Raw genomic sequence first — 22,108 nt, 5'->3', positions numbered from 1 at the left:
GGCGGGCAGGGTGCTGCAAAGTGGCGGCCCGCCGGCCTCGATTTTACGTAGCGCACCGCTTCCACTATGCTAAATGGTCGAACCCGCTGGTCCGTACACCCCCCAAGTCCGGACCAGCGGGTTCTTTCATGCCCGCCTGAATTTTCGGGTGGAAACGGGCAGCGGTGAGAGGATGGATTGATGACTGCAACCCTTGTTGCGAAGGACCTTTCGGGCGGTCATGATCACCGCACCCTCTTCTCCGGGCTGTCGCTCACGGTGGCCCCCGGGGACGTTGTTGGCGTGGTCGGCGCCAACGGTGCGGGCAAATCCACGCTGCTGCGGCTCCTTGCCGGCGTGGACCAGGCGCAGGACGGCACCGTCAGCCTCGCGCCGGCCGACGCCTTCGTGGGCTGGCTGCCGCAGGAACATGAACGCGTCTCCGGCGAGACGGTTGCCGCCTACATCGCCCGCCGCACCGGCTGCGCGAATGCCACCGCTGAGATGGAATCCACGGCCGAAGCCCTCGGTTCGGGTGCGCCGGGAGCGGACGACGCCTACTCGCTGGCCTTTGACCGGTGGATGGCCTCCGGCGCCGCGGACCTGGACGAGCGGATAGCCCCCGTCCTCGCGGACCTTGGCCTGGACGTCGGCCCCGAGGCCGAGATGACCGGGCTCTCCGGCGGCCAGGCTGCGCGCGTGGCGCTCGCCGCCCTGCTGCTGAGCCGCTTCGACGTCGTGCTTTTGGACGAGCCCACCAACGACCTTGACCTGGATGGGCTGGCCAAGCTGGAAGCCTTCGTGCAGGGCCTGCGCGGCGGCGTGGTGCTGGTCTCCCACGACCGCGAGTTCCTCGCCCGCTGTGTGACCTCCATTGTGGAGCTGGACCTGGCCCAGAACTCGGTGGCCGTGTACGACGGCGGCTACGAGGCCTTCCTGGAGGAACGCGCCGTGGCCCGCCGGCACGCCCGCGAACGGTACGAGGAATTCGCCGCGACCAAGGCGGACCTCGTGTCCCGCGCCCGAACCCAGCGGGAATGGAGCTCCCAGGGTGTCCGCAACGCGATGCGGAAGAGCCCTGACAACGACAAGATCCGCCGCGCCGCCAGCACCGAGTCCTCCGAGAAGCAGGCGCAGAAGGTCCGGCAGATGGAATCGCGCATCGCCCGGCTGGACGTGGTGGAGGAGCCGCGCAAGGAATGGCAGCTGCAGTTCAGCATTGGCCAGGCGCCCCGCTCCAGTTCCGTGGTGGCAACGCTGCGTGACGCCGTCGTCCGGCAGGGCAGCTTCACCCTGGGGCCGGTGAACCTGCAGCTGAACGCCGGTGAACGGATCGGCATCACCGGACCCAACGGGGCCGGCAAGTCGACGCTGCTCCGGCTCCTGCTGGGAACCCAGGAACCGGACTCCGGCGACGCCTCCCGCGGGGTGTCCGTGGCCGTCGGTGAGATCGACCAGGCCCGCGGGATGCTGGCCGGTCACCTCAAACTGGGTGACGCCGTCGAAGCCGTGCTGACCGACTACACGTCCGCCGAGGTACGCACGCTGCTGGCGAAGTTCGGACTCAAGGCGGACCACACCCCGCGCACCGTGGACTCGCTCTCGCCGGGGGAGCGGACCCGCGCCGCCCTCGCCCTGCTCCAGGCGCGTGGCGTGAACCTGCTGGTCCTGGACGAGCCCACCAACCACTTGGACCTCCCGGCGATCGAGCAGCTGGAGGAAGCGCTGGAAAGCTACGACGGCGCCCTGCTGCTGGTCACCCACGACCGGCGGCTGCTGGAAAACGTCCGCCTGGACGTGCGCTGGAACGTGGACAACGGCGTCGTCACCGAACTGGCGGCAAGCAAGATGGAGCAGAACAAATGAGCATGGACGGCGTCGCCTGGCGCTCCCTTTACAACATCACCCGGGCCAAGAGCGGTTCCCGGCCCTTCTCCAAGGAGACCCTGAAGCGCGTCATGGGCTTCGCCCGTCCGCACCGGGGAAAGCTGATCGGGTTCGTGGCCGTCTCCGTGGCCATGGCCTTCCTGGCGGTTGCGACGCCGGTGCTGGCCGGCCAGGTGGTCAACACGATCGTGGCCCGCGCCGATGCCGGCGAGGTGATCCGGCTCGCGGCCCTGATCGCAGGCGTGGCCGTGGCCGAGGCAGCCCTCGGCATGGTGAGCCGGTGGCTGTCCTCAACCATCGGCGAGGGCGTCATCGTGGACCTGCGCACCAAGGTGTTCGACCACGTGCAGAGAATGCCGATCGCATTCTTCACCCGCACCCGCACCGGCGCCCTGGTCAGCCGCCTGAACAATGACGTCATCGGCGCCCAGTCCGCGTTCGCCGGAACCCTGTCCGGCGTGGTCAGCAACGTGGTGGCGCTCATCCTCACGCTCGTGGTGATGCTGAACACCTCCTGGCTGGTCACCGTGCTGGCCATGATCCTGCTGCCGATCTTCCTCATCCCCGCCCGGCGAATGGGCTCCCGGCTGGCGGATCTGCGGCGCGAGGCGGCCGAGCACAACGCCGCGATGGGCACCCAGATGACCGAGCGCTTCTCCGCGCCCGGCGCCACCCTGGTCAAGCTCTTCGGGCGGCCAGACGAGGAATCCCGCGAGTTCGCGCTGCGGGCCGGCCGGGTCCGCGACATCGGCGTGCGCACGGCCATGCTGCAGTTCACGTTCGTGACGGCCCTGACGCTCGTCTCCGCCCTGGCCCTCGCCCTGGTCTACGGCCTGGGCGGCTGGCTGGCCATCGCCGGGCAGCTCGCCCCGGGCGACGTCGTGGTGCTGGCGCTGCTGCTCACCCGCCTCTACGCGCCGCTCACCGCGCTGTCCAACGCCCGTGTGGAGATCATGAGCGCCCTGGTCAGCTTTGAGCGGGTCTTCGAAATCCTGGACCTGAAGCCCCTGATCCAGGAAAAGCCCGGGGCTTTGGCGGTCCCGCCGGGTCCCGTGGCCGTGGAGTTCGACGACGTGCGCTTCTCCTACCCCTCGGCGGACAAGGTCTCGCTGGCGTCGCTGGAGGAGGTCTCCACGCTGGACACCCGTGGCGGCGAGGAAGTGCTGCACGGCATCAGCTTCCGGGTGGAACCGGGACAGACCGTCGCCCTCGTGGGCTCCTCCGGCGCCGGCAAGTCCACGGTGGCCCAGCTGCTGTCCCGGCTGTACGACGTCGATTCCGGCGCCGTTCGCCTCGGCGGCACCGCCCCGGCCTCCGGCCTGGACGTGCGCGACCTGACCTTCGACTCCATCCGCGCCACTCTGGGCATGGTGACCCAGGACGGGCACCTGTTCCACGAGACCATCGCCTCCAACCTGAGGCTCGCCCGCCCCGAGGCCACCGACGAGGATATGTGGTCGGTGCTGCGCCAGGCCCGGCTCGAAGCCATGATCCGGTCCCTTCCCGATGGCCTGGAAACCGTGGTGGGGGAGCGCGGCTACCGGCTCTCCGGCGGCGAACGGCAGCGGCTCACCATCGCCCGGCTGCTGATCGCCCAGCCCCGCGTGGTCATCCTCGACGAAGCCACCGCCGCGCTGGACTCCACGAACGAAGCCGCCGTGCAGGCGGCACTGGGCGCTGCGCTGGAAGGCCGCACCGCCGTCGTGATTGCCCACCGGCTCTCAACGATCCGTGCGGCTGACGCCATCCTGGTGGTGGAGGACGGCCAGATTGTGGAGCGCGGAACCCACACCGAGCTGCTCGCCGCCGACGGCCGCTACGCCGAGCTGTACCGGACCCAGTTCGCCGAGGCCACGGCCGTGGCGGAGGAAGCGGTCCCGGAGTACTGAGTTCCGGACGTCACCGCCCCGGTGCCGCCAGCGCCGGAAGGATATGGTCCGTGAGCAGCGGCGCGAGGTCCCCGGGCCAGTTCGCCGCGAGGTCCAGCCACCGGATCTCGGCGATCTCCGCGGAGGGGTGCGCCACCCACGTGCCGGGTGCCGTGAAGACCGTGGCCTCGATTTCCGTGGCTGCCTCGTTGGCGGCGTCCGCCAGCCAGACGCCCATGAGGGTCAGTTCGCGGGGATCGACAATGATGCCGACCTCCTCCTGGAGCTCCCGCGCGGCGGCCTGCACAGCGGTTTCGCCGGGCTCGGGCTTGCCGCCGGGATGCATGAACTTGTCCGTGCCGCGCTTGCGGACGGTCAGGAGCCGGCCGGCTGCGTCGTAGACACACACAGCGGAAACGATGATGCGGGGATTCACGGTTTCGAGCCTAGCCCCTCTGCGGCGGGCGCCGACACGGGCAGCCTCCGCAGCACCGACTCCAGCAGCAGGTCCTTGCGCGGGCCGGTCACATCCCAGGCGTAGCTGAACTCGTCCTCGCCGTGGCGGATGTACGTGACCCGGTAGGTGTCCGGATCACACCAGTGCCGGTCCTGGCTGGCCTCGGGCGAGAAGCTCATCCGGTGGAACGGCCGGCCGTCCGGAAACAGCATGTCCATGGCGTCCGGTGCGTCCGCGGGCCTGAGCAGGTAATCGCGGCTGGCCGGGCCGGTGAAGGTTTCGCCCTCGCTGGCCGGCCGGTTAACCGAAGGCCAGACCACGGTCCCTTCCTCGTGGAAGCGGAGCCCGCCGTCGTCGTCGGGGGAAAAGATGACGACGCCGGTAAAGGTGCCGCGGGTGCCGGTGGCCCGGTCCAGCATGGTCCGCTCCACGGACCAGCGGCCTGGCCGGGGGAGGTGCGGGGAAGAGGGGTCCGCCGGCGTTGTGCCCAGCAGATAGTCGCGGAGCCCGGACGGGAGCTGCAGATTCAAGTGCCCTCGATTGGAATCGAACCAACGACACCGGCTTTAGGAGAGCCGTGCTCTATCCACTGAGCTACGAGGGCGGGCGCCCGCCGCGGCCGGGTTTTGGACCGGCCCGTTCGGGCACGCTTCCAAGCATACAAGGTGACGGCGCGTACTACGCTCTTGGCATGGCCGCCGCAGCTCAAGTCCCCACCGCCCGGACAACGTTCCTGCCAGACACCGCCTCCAGGCGCCAGTACATCGGGGCATGGGCAGTGCTCAGCGTGGTCCAGTATTTCGTGGCGGAGGCAGCCGTCATCGGCGCCTGGGCCGGACCCGCTCCCTACAGCCGGCGGACCGGCCTCATCAGCGACCTGGGCGCGGTCACCTGCGGGCTCTATGACGGCCGCAGCATCTGTTCGCCGCTGCACGTGCTCATGAATTCCTCCTTCGTGGTGCAGGGCCTGGGAATGCTGCTGGGCGCCCTGCTGCTGAGCTCGGCGCTGCTGCGCGTGGCCGCCCGGGCCGGGGTGCGGGTGGCGGCAAGCCACTCAGGGGAGGTGCCCTGGTATTCGGCGGTGGGGGCGCGGATCCTCACCGGGACGGCGGGCGCGGGAACGATCATTGTGGGGCTTGTCCCGGAGGACCTGGAATCGGGCTGGCACTACGCCGGGGCCGTGATGTACTTCATCGCAGGATCCCTGGCATTGCTGCTGCTCGGCGCGCTGTGGCTCCGGCAGTCACCGCTGGGCTGGTTCGTGCTGGCCAGCGGCGGGGTGTCCGCGGCCGCGCTCGTCACGGCTGCCTTCACCGGCCTGGACGTCCCCGAGCCCGGAACTCTTGAGCGGCTGATGGGCTACCCCATCACGATCGGCCTGGCCGCCGCCGGCCTGGTCATCGCCCAGCGCGTCCGGCAGGAACGGCAGGTGCGCAGGCCTACGCCCGGGCCCAGGCGGCGCGGGGCGCTTAGGCTGGCTTGCCGCTTAGGCTTCCTGCTGCGGGCCGGCCGGTTGGCCGGCGGCTCTCTTCGGAGACCGGCGCCCCAGGAGCACGGCGGCGCCGCCGGCGAGCAGGCTGGCCACGAACAGTACCCAGCCGGCCACGGTAAGGCCGGACGCCAGGGCGACCTGGCCGCCGTCGAGGTTTACCGCCGCGATCATGGAATCGATGGTGACGTTGCCCCACAGCCGGACCACCACGAACAGCAGCGGCAGGGCCCAGAGCGCCCAGCGCAGCGCCTTGTTGGCCACGTTGGTGCCGATCAGCAGCAGCCAGGTGAAGGCGAAGATCAGCGGAAACAGGGTGCCCGCCGTCTTGTGGACGTAGTTGAGCTGGCCGCGGGCGTCCCCGTCCAGGGCACGGCGGATCTGCTCGGCGTAACCGGTGTCGAAGCCGCCCACCAGGGAATCGGGCATGGCCAGGCCGCCGGACAGCTGGGTGAGCTGGTTCAGCGTGAGCAGGTGGACGTACCAGAACAGGAACAGGCTGGCCACCACGCCGGCGATGACGATGAGGTTGGCGTTGTTCTGTGCCTTCGCGGGCGTGCGGTCCGTGCCGGGATTGATCACCGGCGGCAGGTGGTGCTGGGGTACTGCGGCCTTCGCGCCGTGCTTCTTGATCCGCTGTGCAGGTGTTTTGGCCATGCGTCCATTATCGCCCGCCGCAAACCAAAGCCTGCTGTGCAGCGGGTGCCCGGCGCCGATAGGGTGGGAACCGTGACGGAACTGGGCAGACACAAACTGGGTAGACACAGCGCCACCAACCTGAGCCCCGAGCTCGACGACTACGAGCTGGCGGCTGAGCTGGTCCGCGAGGCCGGGCAGCTGGCCCTGCTGATGCGGCAGGGCGGCCTCGACGCCCAGCACAAGACCTCGATCTCCGACGTCGTCACAGCCGCGGACCACGCGGCGGAAGCGTATGTGCTGGAGCAGCTGCAGCGCTGCCGCCCGGACGACGGCGTCCTGGGCGAGGAAGGCGCCGCGGTGCATGGCAGCAGCGGGCGGACCTGGGTCATCGATCCGGTGGACGGTACGTACAACTTCCTCCAGGGCTCCACCTACTGGTGCTCGGCCATCGCCCTCAAGGACGAATCCGATGTGCTGCTCGGCGCCATTTTCCAGCCCGAGGAGGACAAGCTCTGGATCGGCGGCAAGCAGCGCGCCACCACCCTCAACGGCGATCCCGTCACCACCTTCCGGGAGGACGGGGCCAACCGCAACGCCGCCGACGTTTCCCACCTCGGCGCCGCCACCTATATCCACCCCCGCTGGCTCTCCGACCCGATGTGCGCCATGCCGTGGCACGCCGCCGCGACGTCGGCCGCGACGCTGCGGATGCTCGGGTCCGGCTCGTGCGACCTGGGGCGCGTCGCCGACGGGCAGCTTGGCTGCTGGTTCCAGCACAGCTGCCCCGAATGGGACTGGCTCCCCGGGAAAGCCGTCGTGACGGCGGCCGGAGGCCTCGCCGGCAGCGTCCACGTCAACGGCCTGGAATGGTTCATGGCGGGAGGAACGACGGCGGTGCACCAGCTGCGCGCCGCGCTTGAGTCAGGCTCGGTCGACTAGGTTTGCGCCGGCCTCCGGCCTGGGTATTTGCGTGCCACGACCCCGCCCGGCGGCGGGGTTATCCACAGGGCGGATTCCAGTGTCAGCCCCACCGCCTAGACTTGTAGTCACCATGGATATGTTGTTTGACCCCTACGCTGACGGTCCGTTCAAGGCTGGTTCCCACGCCGGTGCCATCACCAAGTCGCGCCCTGAAACAGGGCTGATGACGCCCGCGTTCGGTAGCGGCCCGGGTGAATCCGCAGTCCACCCGGCGGTTGGCCCGGCCGACGGCGCCGCATCCGGCCCCGTCGATCCGGGCCCGGGCGGGGAGCCCGCCCGGCACCACCTCCCTGACGCCGGGGCGCTGCTGGCGGGCCTGAACCCGCAGCAGGAAGAGGCGGTCAAGCACTCCGGCAGCGCTCTGCTGATCGTGGCCGGAGCAGGCTCCGGCAAAACCCGCGTCCTCAGCAACCGGATCGCCTACCTGATCGCCACCAAGCGGGCCCACCACGGCGAGATCCTGGCCATCACGTTCACCAACAAGGCCGCCGCCGAAATGCGTGAGCGCATCGAGGCCCTCGTTGGCGCCAGGGCCAAAGCCATGTGGATCTCCACGTTCCACTCGTCCTGCGTCCGGATCCTGCGCCGCGAGGCGGCCAACGTCGGCCTGAAATCCAACTTCTCCATCTACGACTCCGCGGACTCCCTGCGGCTGATCACGCTCGTGGCCAAGAACCTGGACCTGGACCCCAAGAAGTTCGCGCCCAAGGCCATCCAGCACAAGATCTCCGCGCTCAAGAACGAACTGATCGACGACGACTCCTTCGCTTCCGCAGCCAACCACAGTGACCCCTTTGAGAGCGCCGTGGCGGACGTCTTCAAGGGCTACACCCAGCGGCTGCGCCAGGCCAACGCCATGGACTTCGACGACCTGATCGCGCAGACCGTTTACATGTTCCGGGCCTTCCCGGCGCTCGCCGACTCCTACCGGCGCCGGTTCCGGCACGTCCTGGTGGACGAATACCAGGACACCAACCACGCGCAGTACGCCCTGGTGCGCGAAATCGTCGGCGAGGGGCCGGGCGCGGCTGAACTGACCGTCGTCGGCGACTCCGACCAGTCCATCTACGCGTTCCGCGGTGCGGACATCCGCAACATCGTGGAGTTCGAGAAGGACTACCCCAACGCCCACACCATCAAGCTGGAGCAGAACTACCGCTCCACCCAGAACATCCTGAGCGCAGCCAACTCCGTCATCTCCCGCAACCCCAACCGCCCCGAGAAGAGGCTGTGGACCGCGGAGGGCGAAGGCCACAAGATCATCGGCTACGTCGGCGAGAATGAGCACGACGAAGCCCAGTTCATCGCCAAGGAGATCGACCGGCTCCAGGACGAGGACAACCTCCGCCCCGGCGACGTCGCCATCTTCTACCGCACCAACGCCCAGTCGCGCTCCATCGAAGATGTCCTGGTGCGCGTGGGCCTGCCGTACAAGGTGGTGGGCGGCACCAGGTTCTACGAGCGCAAGGAAATCAAGGACGCCCTGGCGTACCTCCGCGTGCTGGTCAACCCGGACGACGACGTCAACCTCCGCCGCGTCCTTAATGAACCCAAGCGCGGGATCGGAGACCGGGCCGAGGGTGCCGTGGCCGCCCTCGCCGAGCGGGAGCGCACCTCCTTCATCGCCGCCGCCCGCCGCGCCGACCAGGCGCCCGGCATGGCCACCCGCTCCGTCAACGCGGTGCTCGGCTTCGTGAAGCTCCTGGACGACCTCGCCGAGGTCGCCGCAGGGTCCGGTGCGGCGGCCGCGCTAGAGGCCGTGCTGGAGCAGACCGGGTACCTCGCCACGCTGCGCTCCAGCAACGATCCCCAGGACGAGTCCCGCGTGGAGAACCTCGCCGAGCTTGTCGCCGTCGTGCGTGAATACGAGCAGGAGAACCCCGAAGGGTCCCTGGAGGCCTTCCTGGAGCAGGTGTCCCTCGTGGCCGACGCCGACCAGATCCCGGACGCACCCGGCGCGGACATCGACGCCGCGGTGGCGGAGGCCAAGCGGCTGGGCGTGGTCACGCTCATGACGCTGCACACCGCCAAGGGCCTCGAGTTCCCGGTGGTGTTCCTGACCGGCATGGAGCACGGGCTCTTCCCGCACCAGCGTTCGGCCACGGACCCCAAGGAACTGGCGGAGGAGCGTCGGCTCGCCTACGTGGGCCTGACGCGCGCCCGGAAGCGCCTTTACGTCACCCGTTCCGAGGTCCGCAACATGTGGGGCCAGAGCCAGTACAACCCGGCCAGCCAGTTCCTCGAGGAGATTCCTTCCGAGCTCGTCGAATGGAAGCGCGAGGGCACCAGCCGGCAGGTCGGCGGCTGGGGGAGCGGGGCTTCCATCGGATCCAACCGGTACAGCGGATCCTTCTGGGGTGCCGGAACGGCCCGCGGCAACCGCGCCGATTCCTCCGCCGGCTTCAACGCCGACGTCCCCGCCGCCGTCGCGAAAAACCGCGTGCAGCCGCAGAAGGAAGTCATTTCGGTCAGCGTGGGGGACAAGGTCAACCACACCAGCTTCGGCAACGGCACAGTGCTCGCCGTCGAGGGCGCCGGGGACAAGACCGTAGCGAAGGTGAAGTTCGACGTCGGCGAGAAGCGGCTGCTGCTCCGGTACGCGCCGCTGACCAAGATCGACGCCTGAGCGTGCCGGTGCGGCGCCTGGAACACGTTGCCGCCGGCTTGGCCGCGTTCCTGGCCGCCCTGCTTGCGATGAGCCTGGCCGGCTGTTCGGTAACCGTCGCGGATCCGGGCTACACCCCGCCGGCGCCCCTGCCCGCGCTCGAACAGCTGAAACAGGCGCCGCTCACTGACCCGGCTGGGTTTGCCGCCGGTGAGGACGTGCTGGCATTCGTCACCGCGGACCGGAACATCGTGTGCGCGCTGACGTCTGCCCGCGGGCCGCACGTGAACCTGCCCTATGAAACCAACAACTTCAGCGATCCCGGCAATGCGAAACTGGCCACCGTGCCCGTGGCGCACTGCGAGCTCGCGGTGTATCCGGCACCGGCGGCCGCGGACATCGGCGACGACTGCGCCGGGACCGGACTCGGCTATCTGGGCGGTGCGGCACTCGTGGCACCCGGCCAGGCCCGGTACGGGGAGTGCCGGTCCGGCGTCACGCAGATGGAATCCGAGTACGGGCCAAAGGGCACACCCAACGGGCCCGTCTCCAAGCTTCCCGTCCTGGCCGACGGCGGCAACCTCGAACGGAACGGCCTGCGGTGCTCCGCCTACCGCTCGGGGGTGGCCTGCGGAAACGTCTCGGGCGGCGTCGGTTTCTTCATCAGCCGGGATCATTACGAACTCATCTCCGCGAAGGGTAAAAACGTCCAATCGGGGCCCGCCAAGGCCGCAAAAACCCCGTAATCCCGGGGTTTTTCTACGGTCCATAGAATAGTGTCGTTACTCACAGAACAGGTAGTCTGGAACGGGCCGGTCCCTCCAAAGGACTAGAGTTCCCACAGGAGCATTGCGCCGCGTGGCTCGTTTCCGGACCTGCCGCAGGGCGCGTTAATTCCGCAGCCCGGTCCGCACCTTTGGTGTTGTCCGGCTGTACAGAAACTACTTCGACGTAGAAGGACACAAACCGTGGACCTGTTTGAATATCAGGCGCGCGATATGTTCGAAGCGCACGGTGTACCCGTGCTCGCCGGCATCGTGGCGCACACCCCTGAAGAAGCAAAGGCAGCTGCCGAGAAGATCGGCGGCGTAACTGTCGTCAAGGCACAGGTTAAGGTCGGTGGCCGCGGCAAGGCCGGCGGCGTCAAGGTTGCCAAGTCCGCCGATGAGGCACTTGAGCACGCCACCAGCATCCTGGGCATGGACATCAAGGGCCACACCGTCAACAAGGTGATGATCGCCCAGGGTGCGGACATCGCCGAGGAATACTACTTCTCCGTCCTTCTGGACCGGGCCAACCGCAACTACCTGGCCATGTGCTCGGTTGAAGGCGGCATGGAGATCGAGCAGCTCGCCGTTGAGCGGCCCGAAGCCCTGGCCAAGGTAGCCATCGACCCCGCCGTGGGCATCGACCAGGCCAAGGCTGACGAAATCGTCGCTGCCGCCGGGTTTGCTGAAGAACTGCGCGGCAAGGTCGCCGGCGTCATTCTGAAGCTCTGGGACGTCTTCAAGAAGGAAGACGCCACCCTCGTTGAAGTCAACCCGCTGGTCAAGACCGGCGCGGGCGAGATCGTTGCCCTGGACGGCAAGGTCACGCTGGACGAGAACGCCGAATTCCGCCACCCCAAGCACGCCCAGCTTGAGGACAAGGAATCCGCAGACCCGCTCGAGGCCAAGGCCAAGGCGCAGGACCTGAACTACGTCAAGCTGGACGGCGAAGTCGGCATCATCGGTAACGGTGCAGGCCTCGTCATGTCCACCCTGGACGTCGTCGCCTACGCCGGCGAGAACCACGGCAACGTCAAGCCCGCCAACTTCCTGGACATCGGCGGCGGAGCCTCCGCCGAAGTCATGGCCGCAGGTCTGGACGTCATCCTGGGCGACGAGCAGGTCAAGTCCGTGTTCGTCAACGTCTTCGGCGGCATCACCGCCTGTGACGCTGTCGCCAAGGGCATCGTGGGCGCACTGGCCGAGCTGGGCCACTCCGCCAACAAGCCGCTGGTTGTCCGCCTCGACGGCAACAACGTCGAAGAAGGCCGCCGCATCCTCGCCGAGGCCAACCACCCGCTGGTTACCCTGGCCGCCACCATGGACGAGGGCGCCGACAAGGCCGCCGAGCTCGCCAACGCCCGCTGATCGAGCCTGTCGAGATCTAGGAAAGAAAACATGTCTATTTATCTGAACAAGGACTCCAAGGTCATCGTCCAGGGCATCACGGGCGGCGAGGGCACCAAGCACACCGCCCTCATGCTCAAGGCCGGCACCAACATCGTGGGCGGCGTCAACGCCCGCAAGGCCGGCACCACCGTCCTGCACGGCGAAAACGAGATCACCGTTTTCGGCACCGTCAAGGAAGCCATGGCAGAGACCGGCGCCGACGTCTCCATCGTCTTCGTCCCGCCGGCATTCACCAAGAACGCCGTTGTTGAAGCCATCGAGGCCGGCATCGGCCTGGTCGTGGTCATCACCGAAGGCGTGCCGGTCCAGGACTCCGCCGAGTTCTGGGCACTGGCACAGTCCAAGGTCGACGCCGACGGCAACCAGGTCACCCGCATCATCGGACCGAACTGCCCCGGCATCATCACCCCGGGCGAGGCCCTCGTGGGCATCACCCCGGCGAACATCACGGGCAAGGGCCCCATCGGCCTCGTGTCCAAGTCCGGCACGCTGACCTACCAGATGATGTACGAACTGCGCGACCTCGGCTTCTCCACGGCCATCGGCATCGGCGGTGACCCCATCATCGGCACCACCCACATCGACGCCCTGGCTGCGTTCGAGGCTGACCCGGAGACCAAGGCCATCGTGATGATCGGCGAAATCGGCGGCGACGCCGAAGAGCGTGCAGCCGACTTCATCAAGGCCAACGTCACCAAGCCGGTCGTCGGCTACGTGGCAGGCTTCACCGCGCCGGAAGGCAAGACCATGGGCCACGCAGGCGCCATCGTCTCCGGTTCCGCCGGCACCGCCCAGGCGAAGAAGGAAGCCCTTGAGGCTGCAGGTGTGAAGGTCGGCAAGACGCCGTCCGAGACCGCCAAGCTGCTGCGCGAAGTCTACGCAGCGCTCTAAGCCTCACTTCAGGCAACGCGGGGTCACTCCCAGCCCGATCCACCCCCCGGATTGGGCGCAGAGTGACCCCGCGTTTCTTTTTAACCATTGCCCTCCGACGGTTTGAGGTCTACCGTTTGGCACCAGCCAGGAAGGACCGATCATGAGCAACGCACTTAAACTCACCGTCCCGGACGGCGTCCCGTTCATCGACTTTGAGCGGGAGTTCGATTTCCCGGTTTCGGACGTGTTCCGCGCGCACAAGGACCCCGGGCTGATCGCGCAATGGCTGGGCCCGCACGGCACGAAGATCGATATCGACCACTACGACTTCCGTTCCGGAGGCACGTATTTGTACAACCACACTGGCCCGGACGGGGTGACGTACGCCTTCAGCGGCGTCTTCCATACCGTCCGTGAAAACGACTTCGCCATCCAGACCTTCGAGTTCAGCGGCTACCCGGACATCGTCAGCATCGAATTCATGAGCTTCGAGGACCTGGGCGGGGGCAGGTGCCGGCTGCGGGCCCACTCTGTCTATCCCAGCCTGGAAGCCCGCGACGGCATGGCCCAATCAGGCATGGAGACCGGACTCCGCGACGGCTACGAGCGGCTCGAGGAGGCGCTGGCCAGGTAGCGCCCGCACGTCTAATAACCCGTACGACGGCGGCCGGTGATCTTCCCCGTGAAGGTCACCGGCCGCCGTCGTCCGTTAACACCCAACTGACTCGCAGTAGATGTCGTTTTGAGCCCCCAAAACGACATCTACTGCGAGCCACTTGGGCGGGGAGCGGAGAAAGCCTTGCCCTCGTCACGCCATTTGATATTATGTCAGGACAAACTATCAAAGGAGACAGCATGCCTCTCGTGCGAATCGACGTCCACTCCGGCCGCAGCCAGGATGAACTCAACCGCCTCAGCCGGGGCATCCATGACGCCATCCTGGCTGAATATGGCATCCCGGAGCGCGATTACTTCCACATCGTCACCGAGCATGCGCCGGGCCGGATTGTGGCGCAGGACGCAGGCCTCGGCTTCGAGCGCACGCGCGACGTCATCATGATCCAGATCTTCACCCAGGGCGGGCGCAGCCAGGAGGCGAAGCAGAGCCTCTTTGCCGCGGTGGCGGAGAAATTGGCGGCGCTGGGAGTCGCCGGCGAGGACGTCTTCATCGGCTATGTCGAGAACACTGCGGGGGACTGGTCCTTCGGATTTGGCCGCGCCCAGTATGTCACCGGCGAGCTCGCCGTACCGAAGAAATAAAGGCACAAATACCCACTCTCCCGCGTCCCCGTGAGCACCGGCGCAATACTGCCTTTTCAGGGGAGTTCTGCTTGTTGTAAGTATGTCAGTACAAACCTTTGACAGGACATAAATTCTAGGGCACAGTAGTTCATGTGGTCCCGCTCACGGGGCCGCGGAACGCCGGAGCCTTGGCCGTTCGGCTGCTTGAAGGTTGAGATCCAAAAGAAAGGTCCACGATTACCGTGACCCACGAACTGCTCACGATCGGGCGCATCAGCGTTGATATCTACCCGAACGACATTGGGGTAGGGCTGGAGGATGTCTCGTCCTTCGGCAAGTACCTCGGCGGCTCGCCATCCAACGTTGCTGTCGCCGCCGCCCGCCATGGCCGCCGGACCGGTGTGATCACCCGCACCGGCGATGACCCGTTCGGCAAGTACCTTCACCGTGAACTGGTGAAGTTCGGCGTTGACGATTCCTTCGTCAGCCCGGTCCAGGGCCTGCAGACGCCGGCCACGTTCTGCGCGATCCAGCCGCCGCATGATTTCCCGCTGTACTTCTACGGCCGTTTCCCCACCGCACCTGACCTGCAGATCAAGGCCGAGGAGCTGGATACGGACGCCATCCGGGACGCGCAGATCTTCTGGTCCACGGTCACCGGTCTCTGCCAGGAGCCGAGCCGCGGGGCACACATCACGGCCCACGAAGCACGGCCGCGCACCGGCCTGAAGGATGGCCAGTACACCGTCCTCGACCTCGACTACCGCCCCATGTTCTGGGCCTCCGAAGAGGAAGCCCGGGAGCAGGTGGCCCGGATCCTGCCGCACGTCACCGTCGCCATCGGCAACGACCAGGAATGCTCCGTGGCCGTGGGCCCGGGCACCCCGGATGAGCAGGCGGACCGCCTGCTGGACGCCGGCGTCGAGATCGCCGTCGTCAAGCTCGGCCCGGAGGGCGTGATGGCCAAGACCCGCACGGAGCGCGTGGTTTCCGCTCCCGTCCCGGTCGAGACCGTCAACGGCCTCGGCGCCGGGGACTCCTTCGGCGGCGCCTTCGTGCACGGGCTGCTCTCCGGCTGGCCGCTGGCCCAGGTCCTGGACTACGCGAATGCGGCGGGCGCCATTGTTGCTTCCCGGTTGTCCTGCGCGGATGCGATGCCGACGCCGGCCGAGGTCACCTCGCTGCTCGCCGAGCGCGGACGCCTTGTTCCCGGCGATGCTGTCCCCACCATTTCTGTTCCCGAAGGAGCGGCCCTGTGAGCCTCAACCCCGGCACCGCAACCCTCGCGGTGGATGACAACCCCCGCCGTTACGAGCACCTGAGCACCATCCGACTCGAAGACCCGGCGGCCATCTCCCGGGCCGCCAAGGCCCGCCGCCGCCACCCCGGCCTGAAGCACGGCCGGCAGAACTTCATTGTCGCAGCCGACCACCCGGCCCGCGGCGCCCTGTCGGTCGGCAACGACCCGGTGGCCATGGCGGACCGCCGCCAGCTCCTGGACCGGCTGCAGATTGCGCTGGCCAACCCTGCTGTGGACGGCATCCTGGCTTCCCCGGACATCATGGATGACCTGCTGCTCCTCGGGGCGCTGGAGGGCAAGCTCGTTTTCGGGTCGATGAACCGCGGCGGCCTCGCTGGGCTGGTCAACGAGTTCGACGACCGTTTCACCGGCCACACGGCCGCGGCGCTGGAGGAGCTGGGCGCGGACGGCGGCAAGATGCTGACGCGGATCTGCCTCGGCGACCCGGACACCGTCTCGCTGCTCGAGGCCACCGCGAAGGCGATCGATTCCCTCGCTGAGCGCAAGCTGATCGCCATGGTGGAGCCCTTCCTGTCCGTCCGGGAGAATGGCCGGGTCCGCAACGACCTGAGCCCGGACGCCGTGATCAAGTCCATCGCCATCGCCGAGGGCCTGGGCTCCACGAGCGCCTACACCTGGATGAAGCTGCCGGTGGTGGCCGAGATGGAACGCGTCATGGCCGCCACCACCATGCCCACGGTGCTGCTCGGCGGTGACCCGGCAGGCACTCAGGACGAGGTGTTCGCCACTTGGGGAGCCGCCCTGGCCCTGCCCGGCGTGCAGGGACTCACCGTCGGCCGCACCCTGCTCTACCCGGCCGACGGCGACGTTGCCGGAGCTGTCGCCGCGGCCGCCTCACTCCTCCACCACACCACATCAGCCCTCACCGCAGAAGTATCGGAGTAAAACGATGGGAACTGGAACCCGCCGGATGACCGTGGCGCAGGCCGTGGTCGAGTATCTTTCCAAGCAGTACACCGTTGATTCCGTGGGTGGGGTCGATTTCCGTGAGCGCCTGATTCCGGGCACGTTCGGTATTTTCGGGCACGGCAACGTGGCCGGTGTGGGCCAGGCCCTGAAGCAGTACCAGCAGCTCGATCCGCGGATCATGCCGTACTACCAGGGCCGCAACGAGCAGGCCCAGTCCCACCAGGCCGTCGGCTATGCCAGGCACACCCGCCGCCGGCAGACCTTCGCGATCAGCACCTCCATCGGCCCGGGCTCCTCGAACCTGCTCACCGGTGCCGCTTTGGCCACCACGAACCGTTTGCCGGTCCTGCTGCTGCCCTCGGACACATTCGCCACCCGTGCCGCGGACCCGGTGCTGCAGCAGCTCGAACAGCCCTACGCGTACGACCTGACGGTCAATGACGCGTTCCGGCCGCTGTCGAAGTTCTTTGACCGGGTTACCCGGCCGGAGCAGCTGTTCTCCGCGTTCCACCACGGCCTGCGCGTCCTGACCGACCCGGCCGAGACGGGCGCGGTCACCATCTCGCTGCCCCAGGACGTCCAGGCCGAGGCCTTCGACGTTCCCGAGGAGTTCCTCGCTGAGCGGGAGTGGCGGATCCGCCGCCCCGAAGCGGACGACGACGACATCCGCCGCGCCGCCGAAGCCATCCGGGCCGCGAAGCGGCCGCTCATCATCGCCGGCGGCGGCGTCCTCTACGCCTACGCGAACGAGGAACTCGCGAAGTTCGCCGAACTGACCGGCATCCCGGTGGGCAACACGCAGGCCGGCGTCGGCGTCCTGCCCTGGGACCACAAGTACTCCCTCGGCGCGATCGGCTCCACTGGCACGACGGCGGCCAACGCCCTGGCAGCGGAAGCGGACCTGATCATTGGCATAGGCACCCGCTACGAGGACTTCACCACCGCCTCCCGGACCGCGTTCCAGAACCCGGACCTGCAGTTCATCAACATCAACGTCGCCCCGATCGACGCGTACAAGCACGGCACCTCACTGCCGATCGTGGCCGATGCCCGCAAGGCCCTGATCAAGCTGAACCAGGCGCTGGGCGGCTACCGCGTGGGCGCCGACCTCGAGCAGAAGATCGCAGCGGAGAAGCAGCGCTGGAACACCACGGTGGATACTGCCTTCGACACCCGGTACACGCCGTTGCCGGCGCAGAACGAGATCATCGGCGCCACCAACCGGGCCATGGACGCCCAGGATGTGGTCATCTGCGCCGCCGGGTCCCTCCCCGGTGACCTGCACAAGATGTGGCGCGTCCGGGACCCGTTCGGCTACCACGTCGAATACGCCTACTCCTGCATGGGCTACGAAATCCCGGGCGGGCTCGGCGTCAAGCGCGCAGCGCTTGCCGAAGCCGCCAAGGGCGGCGCCCAGCGCGACGTCGTCGTGATGGTGGGGGACGGCTCCTACCTGATGATGCACACCGAACTGGTCACCGCCGTCGCCGAACGGATCAAACTGATCGTAGTCCTGATCCAGAACCACGGCTACGCCTCCATCGGCTCCCTCTCCGAATCCCTCGGCTCGCAGCGCTTCGGCACCCAGTACCGGGCCCTGGACGAAGAGAAGCACTCCTTCGACGAGGGCGAGACCCTCCCGGTGGACCTGGCCCTGAACGCCGAGTCCCTGGGCGTGAAGGTGATCCGGATCGAACCAGGCGAGAAGGCCATCGCCGAACTCGAACAGGCCATCCGCGACGCCAAGGCAGCCCCGGAACGCGGTGGCCCGATCGTGATCCACGTCGAATCCGACCCGCTGCTGGACGCCCCGAGCTCCGAATCCTGGTGGGACGTGCCCGTCTCCCAGGTCTCCGACCTCGACTCCACCAAGCAGGCCTACCAGACCTACACCGACCACAAGAACCGCCAGCGCAAACTGCTCGGCTAACCCAAAGCCACAGTCTTTCCAACGCCAGACCAAGGAAGTCATCTCTATGTCAACGACGACCGTCACCACCACCATCAACCACTTCATCAACGGCGCCGAGACCGCCGGCGAAGGCGACCGCACCACCCCGGTGTACAACCCGGCCACCGGCCAGGTCAGCGCGGAGCTGCGCCTTGCCAACCGGGCGGACCTGGACAACACGGTCGCCGCTGCCCGCAAGGCCGCCGATTCCTGGGGCGATATCTCCCTGGCCAAGCGCACCGCGGTGCTGTTCAAGTTCCGCGAGCTCGTCGCCGAGCACGTGGACCTGCTGGCCGAGCTGATCACCGCCGAGCACGGCAAGGTCCTCTCCGACGCCAAGGGCGAGATCGGCCGCGGCCTCGAGGTGATTGAGTTCGCCTGCGGCATCCCGTCCCTGCTCAAGGGCGACTACTCCGATCAGGTCTCCACCGGAATCGACGTCTTCTCCTTCCGCGAACCCCTTGGCGTCGTCGCCGGCATCACCCCGTTCAACTTCCCCGTCATGGTGCCGCTGTGGATGGCCCCGATGGCGATCGCCACCGGCAACGCCTTCATCCTCAAGCCCTCCGAACGCGACCCCTCCGCCTCCCTGCTGCTCGCCAAGCTCTGGAAGGACGCTGGCCTGCCCGACGGCGTGTTCCAGGTCGTGCACGGCGACAAGGAAACCGTCGACGGGCTCCTGACCCACCCGGACGTGGACGGCATCTCCTTTGTCGGCTCCACCCCGATCGCGAAGTACGTCCACGAAACCGCCACCAAGCACGGCAAGCGCGTCCAGGCCCTCGGCGGGGCGAAGAACCACGCGATCATCCTGCCCGACGCCGACCTGGACAACGCCGCCGACCACCTCGCCGCCGCCGCGTTCGGTTCCGCCGGGGAACGCTGCATGGCGATCTCCGTCGCCGTCGCCGTCGGGGACGCCGCGGACCTGCTGGTCAAGAAGGTCGAAGAACGCGCCGTCGCGGTCAAGGTCAACAACGGCACTGTGCCCGGCGCCGAAATGGGCCCGGTCATCACCCCCGCCTCCAAGGAACGCATCGTGAAGATCGTCACCGAAGCCGAAGCAGCCGGTGCTGCGATGGTGGTGGACGGCCGCGACCTCGTGGTCCCCGGCCACGAAGACGGCTTCTGGGTCGGCCCCACCGTCCTGGACCACGTCAAGACCGAGATGACCGCCTACCAGGAGGAAATCTTCGGACCCGTCCTCGTCGTCGTCCGCGTCGACACCCTCGAGGACGGCATCAAGCTCATCAACGCCAACCCCTACGGCAACGGCACCGCCATCTTCACCTCCTCCGGAGCCGCGGCCCGCAAGTTCCAGCGCTCCGTCACCGTCGGCATGATCGGCATCAACGTGCCCCTGCCCGTCCCGGTGGCCTACCACTCCTTCGGCGGCTGGAAAGCCTCCCTCTTCGGCGACAAGCACATCTACGGCCCCGAAGGCGTCTCCTTCTACACCCGCGGCAAAGTCGTCACCTCCCGCTGGCCCGAACCCACCCACGCCTCCGGCGCCTCCTACAACTTCCCCTCCAACTAATCCCCACCGCCGCCCTAGCCTCGCAAGTCCCCATCGGCTCCCAGCCTTCGCAAGCTCAGGCAGGGCCCCTCGCCGATAGGGCTCCACGGCCAGGGAACCCTGGCGGCGTGGGCCCAAATACAAGGAACGCACAATGACAGAGAACAAGCTGATCATCGGCACCGCGCCCGACTCCTGGGGCGTGTGGTTTGCGGATGACCCCAAGCAGACCCCGTGGGAGCGCTTCCTCGACGAGGTGGCAGAATCCGGCTACAAGTGGATCGAGCTGGGCCCCTACGGCTACCTGCCCAAGGACCCCACCCGGCTAGCCGAGGAACTGAAGCAGCGCGACCTGAAGGTCTGCGCCGGCACGGTCTTCACCGCCTTCCACCGCGGCCTGGACCAGTGGGAGACGGCCTGGGAACCGGCACGCAAGGTCGCCGAACTCACAGCAGCCATGGGCGGCGAGCACATCGTGGTCATCCCGGCCATGTGGCGTGATGACGTCACCGGTGAGGCCGTCGAGAGCGGCACGCTCAGCGACGAGGCCTGGGCCGACCTGTTCGCCGGTCACAACCGGCTCGGCAAGACGCTGCTCGAGGACTTCGGCCTCAATCAGCAGTTCCACTCCCACGCCGACTCGCACGTCGGAGCCCAGGAGGACATCGAAACGCTGCTGGGTGCGACCGACCCGCAGTACCTCAACCTGTGCCTGGACACCGGCCACGCGGAATACTGCGGCGCCTCGAGCCTGGAGCTCATCAAGAACTACCCGGACCGGATCGGCTACCTGCACCTGAAGCAGATCAACCCGGACGTCCTGAAGAAGGTCAACGAGGAAAACATGACCTGGGCTGCGGCGAACCTGGCCGGCGTCATGACGGAACCGCCCAACGGCCTGCCGGACCTGCGCGCGGTCATCGAAGCCGTCGAGGCCCTGGACCGGCCGATCTTCGGCATCGTCGAGCAGGACATGTACCCGGTGGCCTTCGACGTTCCGATGCCCATCGCCAAGCGCACCAGGAACTACCTGCTGTCCTGCGGCTCCCGCACTGCCGTCAACTGACCTCCGCCCCGGCATACCAAAACGTAAGGAAAGAACAATGACTGAAACCCTTCGCGTCGCCGTTATCGGCGCCGGCCGCATGGGCGCGGACCACATCCAGCGCCTCAGCAAGCGCATCCACGGCGCTGAAGTTGCCGCCGTCGTCGATGTTGACCTGGCCCGCGCCCAGGCTGCCATCGAAGGCATTCCCGGGGCTGTTGCCCTGGCCGACGCCGAAGAGGCGCTCAACAACGGTGACGTCAACGCCGTCCTCATCGCCACCCCGGGCTTCCTGCACGAGGAGATCCTGCTCAAGGCCCTTGCGAAGGACATTCCCATCCTGTGCGAGAAGCCGCTGACGCCGGACGCAGAATCGTCCTGGAAGATCGTCCAGGCCGAGGAGAAGCTGGGCCGCAAGCGCATCCAGGTGGGCTTCATGCGCCGCTTCGACGCCGAATACGCCGCCCTCGGTTCGGTCATCCGCAACGGTGAGCTCGGCGAACTGCTGATGCTGCACCACCAGCACCGCAACCCGAGCACCCCCGCTGGCTTCACCAACGAGATGCTCATCAACGACTCCGTGGTCCACGAGTTCGACGCCATCCGCTTCTTCACCGGCGAAGAGATCACCTCCGTCCAGGTCCGCCTCGGCAAGGCCACGAAGAACGCCCCGGCCGGACAGCACGATCCCCAGCATGTCCTGATCGAAACCGAGTCCGGTGTCCTGGCCGACGTCGAAATCTACGTGAACGCCAAGTTCGGCTACGAAGTGGCCACCCAGGCCTCCTTCGAGGAAGGCATCGTCAGCATCGGCGGCGACGGCGGCCCGTACGTACGCAGCAACGGCCGCTGGGGCGGCAAGGTCACGCCCGGCTTCGAGGAGCGCTTCGGCGCCGCGTACGACGTCGAAATCCAGGCGTGGGTGGATGCCGCGCTCCGCGGCGAAATCGGCGGACCCACCGCTTGGGACGGCTACGCCACGGCCGCCTGCTGTGAAGCCGGCGTGGAGGCCCAGAAGAACGGCGAAAAGGTCGCCGTGAAACTGAACGCCAAGCCTGCCCTCTACAGCTAGGCCCACCCCTTGGAGTTTTTGTCCAGATGACGCGACTTAGAGGCCCTCGAGGTTGCGATATCTGGACAAAAACTCCGTTCGTTACCCGTCTCTTTCC

Annotated in this window: 20 protein-coding genes and 1 tRNA gene; 15 read left to right on the top strand and 6 right to left on the bottom strand. The window is 67.4% G+C overall.

Annotated features, from left to right (window positions below):
• Window positions 1–180: 180 nt before the first annotated feature.
• Together ACFVTE_RS15695 and ACFVTE_RS15690 are read left to right on the top strand one after the other, a co-directional pair.
• Entirely contained in the window at window positions 181–1,845 is a 1,665-nt protein-coding gene (locus ACFVTE_RS15695) for an ABC-F family ATP-binding cassette domain-containing protein (protein ID WP_387101834.1), read from the top strand.
• Entirely contained in the window at window positions 1,842–3,755 is a 1,914-nt protein-coding gene (locus tag ACFVTE_RS15690) for an ABC transporter ATP-binding protein (protein ID WP_387101832.1), read from the top strand. Before ACFVTE_RS15695 ends, ACFVTE_RS15690 begins: the two co-directional genes overlap by 4 nt.
• Before the next feature lie 10 nt (window positions 3,756–3,765).
• Here ACFVTE_RS15690 and ACFVTE_RS15685 read toward each other — a convergent pair whose 3' ends face one another.
• The 6 genes from ACFVTE_RS15685 to ACFVTE_RS15660 all read right to left on the bottom strand — a co-directional run bounded on the left by ACFVTE_RS15685 (window position 3,766) and on the right by ACFVTE_RS15660 (window position 6,337).
• Complete coding sequence (locus ACFVTE_RS15685) at window positions 3,766–4,170, bottom strand: NUDIX domain-containing protein (RefSeq protein ID WP_387101831.1); 405 nt, start codon at window positions 4,168–4,170, stop codon at window positions 3,766–3,768.
• The gene (locus ACFVTE_RS15680) at window positions 4,167–4,721 is read right to left on the bottom strand and encodes a DUF6314 family protein (RefSeq protein ID WP_387101830.1); all 555 of its coding nucleotides are present in this window, start codon (window positions 4,719–4,721) and stop codon (window positions 4,167–4,169) included. The genes ACFVTE_RS15685 and ACFVTE_RS15680 overlap by 4 nt, the downstream gene beginning before the upstream one ends.
• Before the next feature lies 1 nt (window position 4,722).
• Window positions 4,723–4,795 (bottom strand) — tRNA-Arg (locus ACFVTE_RS15675).
• A 296-nt stretch (window positions 4,796–5,091) separates the two neighbouring features.
• Window positions 5,092–5,319: a hypothetical protein gene (locus ACFVTE_RS15670; RefSeq protein WP_387101829.1), complete on the bottom strand. Its 228-nt coding sequence runs from the start codon at window positions 5,317–5,319 to the stop codon at window positions 5,092–5,094.
• A 39-nt stretch (window positions 5,320–5,358) separates the two neighbouring features.
• A complete protein-coding gene (locus tag ACFVTE_RS15665; protein WP_387101828.1) occupies window positions 5,359–5,493 on the bottom strand; it encodes a hypothetical protein in 135 nt (44 codons plus the stop codon).
• A gap of 184 nt (window positions 5,494–5,677) precedes the next feature.
• Window positions 5,678–6,337 (bottom strand): hypothetical protein, encoded by a 660-nt coding sequence (locus ACFVTE_RS15660; protein WP_387101827.1) that lies wholly within the window; start codon window positions 6,335–6,337, stop codon window positions 5,678–5,680.
• Window positions 6,338–6,409: 72 nt separating this feature from the next.
• On the opposite strand from ACFVTE_RS15660, the gene ACFVTE_RS15655 reads away from it, so the two are divergent.
• The 13 genes from ACFVTE_RS15655 (at window position 6,410) to ACFVTE_RS15595 (ending at window position 22,011) form a co-directional block, all read left to right on the top strand.
• Window positions 6,410–7,258, top strand: coding sequence for an inositol monophosphatase family protein (locus ACFVTE_RS15655; protein WP_387101825.1), 849 nt, complete (start codon window positions 6,410–6,412; stop codon window positions 7,256–7,258).
• Window positions 7,259–7,370: 112 nt separating this feature from the next.
• Window positions 7,371–9,926, top strand: a complete 2,556-nt coding sequence (pcrA, locus tag ACFVTE_RS15650; RefSeq protein ID WP_387101823.1) for a DNA helicase PcrA — start codon at window positions 7,371–7,373, stop codon at window positions 9,924–9,926.
• A gap of 2 nt (window positions 9,927–9,928) precedes the next feature.
• Window positions 9,929–10,651, top strand: a complete 723-nt coding sequence (locus ACFVTE_RS15645) for a hypothetical protein (RefSeq protein WP_387101822.1) — start codon at window positions 9,929–9,931, stop codon at window positions 10,649–10,651.
• Between the two features lie 222 nt (window positions 10,652–10,873).
• Window positions 10,874–12,040 (top strand): ADP-forming succinate--CoA ligase subunit beta, encoded by a 1,167-nt coding sequence (gene sucC, locus ACFVTE_RS15640; protein ID WP_387101821.1) that lies wholly within the window; start codon window positions 10,874–10,876, stop codon window positions 12,038–12,040.
• Window positions 12,041–12,070: 30 nt separating this feature from the next.
• Entirely contained in the window at window positions 12,071–12,973 is a 903-nt protein-coding gene (gene sucD, locus ACFVTE_RS15635) for a succinate--CoA ligase subunit alpha (RefSeq protein WP_003804619.1), read from the top strand.
• Between the two features lie 142 nt (window positions 12,974–13,115).
• Window positions 13,116–13,589: an SRPBCC family protein gene (locus ACFVTE_RS15630; RefSeq protein WP_387101819.1), complete on the top strand. Its 474-nt coding sequence runs from the start codon at window positions 13,116–13,118 to the stop codon at window positions 13,587–13,589.
• 221 nt (window positions 13,590–13,810) lie between these two features.
• Window positions 13,811–14,215, top strand: a complete 405-nt coding sequence (locus tag ACFVTE_RS15625) for a tautomerase family protein (protein ID WP_387101818.1) — start codon at window positions 13,811–13,813, stop codon at window positions 14,213–14,215.
• 224 nt (window positions 14,216–14,439) lie between these two features.
• Window positions 14,440–15,456, top strand: a complete 1,017-nt coding sequence (gene iolC, locus ACFVTE_RS15620) for a 5-dehydro-2-deoxygluconokinase (RefSeq protein WP_387101817.1) — start codon at window positions 14,440–14,442, stop codon at window positions 15,454–15,456.
• Entirely contained in the window at window positions 15,453–16,403 is a 951-nt protein-coding gene (locus ACFVTE_RS15615; RefSeq protein ID WP_387101816.1) for a deoxyribose-phosphate aldolase, read from the top strand. Before iolC ends, ACFVTE_RS15615 begins: the two co-directional genes overlap by 4 nt.
• A 4-nt stretch (window positions 16,404–16,407) precedes the next feature.
• Entirely contained in the window at window positions 16,408–18,357 is a 1,950-nt protein-coding gene (gene iolD, locus ACFVTE_RS15610) for a 3D-(3,5/4)-trihydroxycyclohexane-1,2-dione acylhydrolase (decyclizing) (protein ID WP_387101815.1), read from the top strand.
• 46 nt (window positions 18,358–18,403) lie between these two features.
• Entirely contained in the window at window positions 18,404–19,915 is a 1,512-nt protein-coding gene (locus ACFVTE_RS15605; RefSeq protein ID WP_387101814.1) for a CoA-acylating methylmalonate-semialdehyde dehydrogenase, read from the top strand.
• Window positions 19,916–20,048: 133 nt separating this feature from the next.
• On the top strand, window positions 20,049–20,960 hold the full coding sequence (locus ACFVTE_RS15600) for a sugar phosphate isomerase/epimerase family protein (protein ID WP_387101813.1): 912 nt from the start codon (window positions 20,049–20,051) through the stop codon (window positions 20,958–20,960).
• A 37-nt stretch (window positions 20,961–20,997) separates the two neighbouring features.
• Complete coding sequence (locus tag ACFVTE_RS15595; protein ID WP_387101812.1) at window positions 20,998–22,011, top strand: Gfo/Idh/MocA family protein; 1,014 nt, start codon at window positions 20,998–21,000, stop codon at window positions 22,009–22,011.
• The last annotated feature ends 97 nt before the right edge of the window (window positions 22,012–22,108 follow it).

This window comes from Arthrobacter sp. NPDC058097, from assembly GCF_042884885.1.
Classification (GTDB): Bacteria; Actinomycetota; Actinomycetes; order Actinomycetales; family Micrococcaceae; genus Arthrobacter.
The sequence above is the reverse complement of the archived record's forward strand: the minus strand, read 5'-3'. Positions and strand labels throughout refer to the sequence as shown.

Excerpts from the sequence above, each read along its gene's own strand:
- ACFVTE_RS15690 (WP_387101832.1), top strand. The coding sequence starts at position 1,842 with ATGAGCATGGACGGCGTCGCCTGGCGCTCCCTTTACAACATCACCCGG.
- ACFVTE_RS15625 (WP_387101818.1), top strand. The coding sequence starts at position 13,811 with ATGCCTCTCGTGCGAATCGACGTCCACTCCGGCCGCAGCCAGGATGAA.
- ACFVTE_RS15600 (WP_387101813.1), top strand. The coding sequence starts at position 20,049 with ATGACAGAGAACAAGCTGATCATCGGCACCGCGCCCGACTCCTGGGGC.
- sucD (WP_003804619.1), top strand. The coding sequence starts at position 12,071 with ATGTCTATTTATCTGAACAAGGACTCCAAGGTCATCGTCCAGGGCATC.
- ACFVTE_RS15695 (WP_387101834.1), top strand. The coding sequence starts at position 181 with ATGACTGCAACCCTTGTTGCGAAGGACCTTTCGGGCGGTCATGATCAC.
- ACFVTE_RS15605 (WP_387101814.1), top strand. The coding sequence starts at position 18,404 with ATGTCAACGACGACCGTCACCACCACCATCAACCACTTCATCAACGGC.
- ACFVTE_RS15660 (WP_387101827.1), bottom strand. The coding sequence starts at position 6,337 with ATGGCCAAAACACCTGCACAGCGGATCAAGAAGCACGGCGCGAAGGCC.
- iolD (WP_387101815.1), top strand. The coding sequence starts at position 16,408 with ATGGGAACTGGAACCCGCCGGATGACCGTGGCGCAGGCCGTGGTCGAG.
- pcrA (WP_387101823.1), top strand. The coding sequence starts at position 7,371 with ATGGATATGTTGTTTGACCCCTACGCTGACGGTCCGTTCAAGGCTGGT.
- ACFVTE_RS15630 (WP_387101819.1), top strand. The coding sequence starts at position 13,116 with ATGAGCAACGCACTTAAACTCACCGTCCCGGACGGCGTCCCGTTCATC.
- ACFVTE_RS15670 (WP_387101829.1), bottom strand. The coding sequence starts at position 5,319 with ATGATCGTTCCCGCGCCCGCCGTCCCGGTGAGGATCCGCGCCCCCACC.
- ACFVTE_RS15595 (WP_387101812.1), top strand. The coding sequence starts at position 20,998 with ATGACTGAAACCCTTCGCGTCGCCGTTATCGGCGCCGGCCGCATGGGC.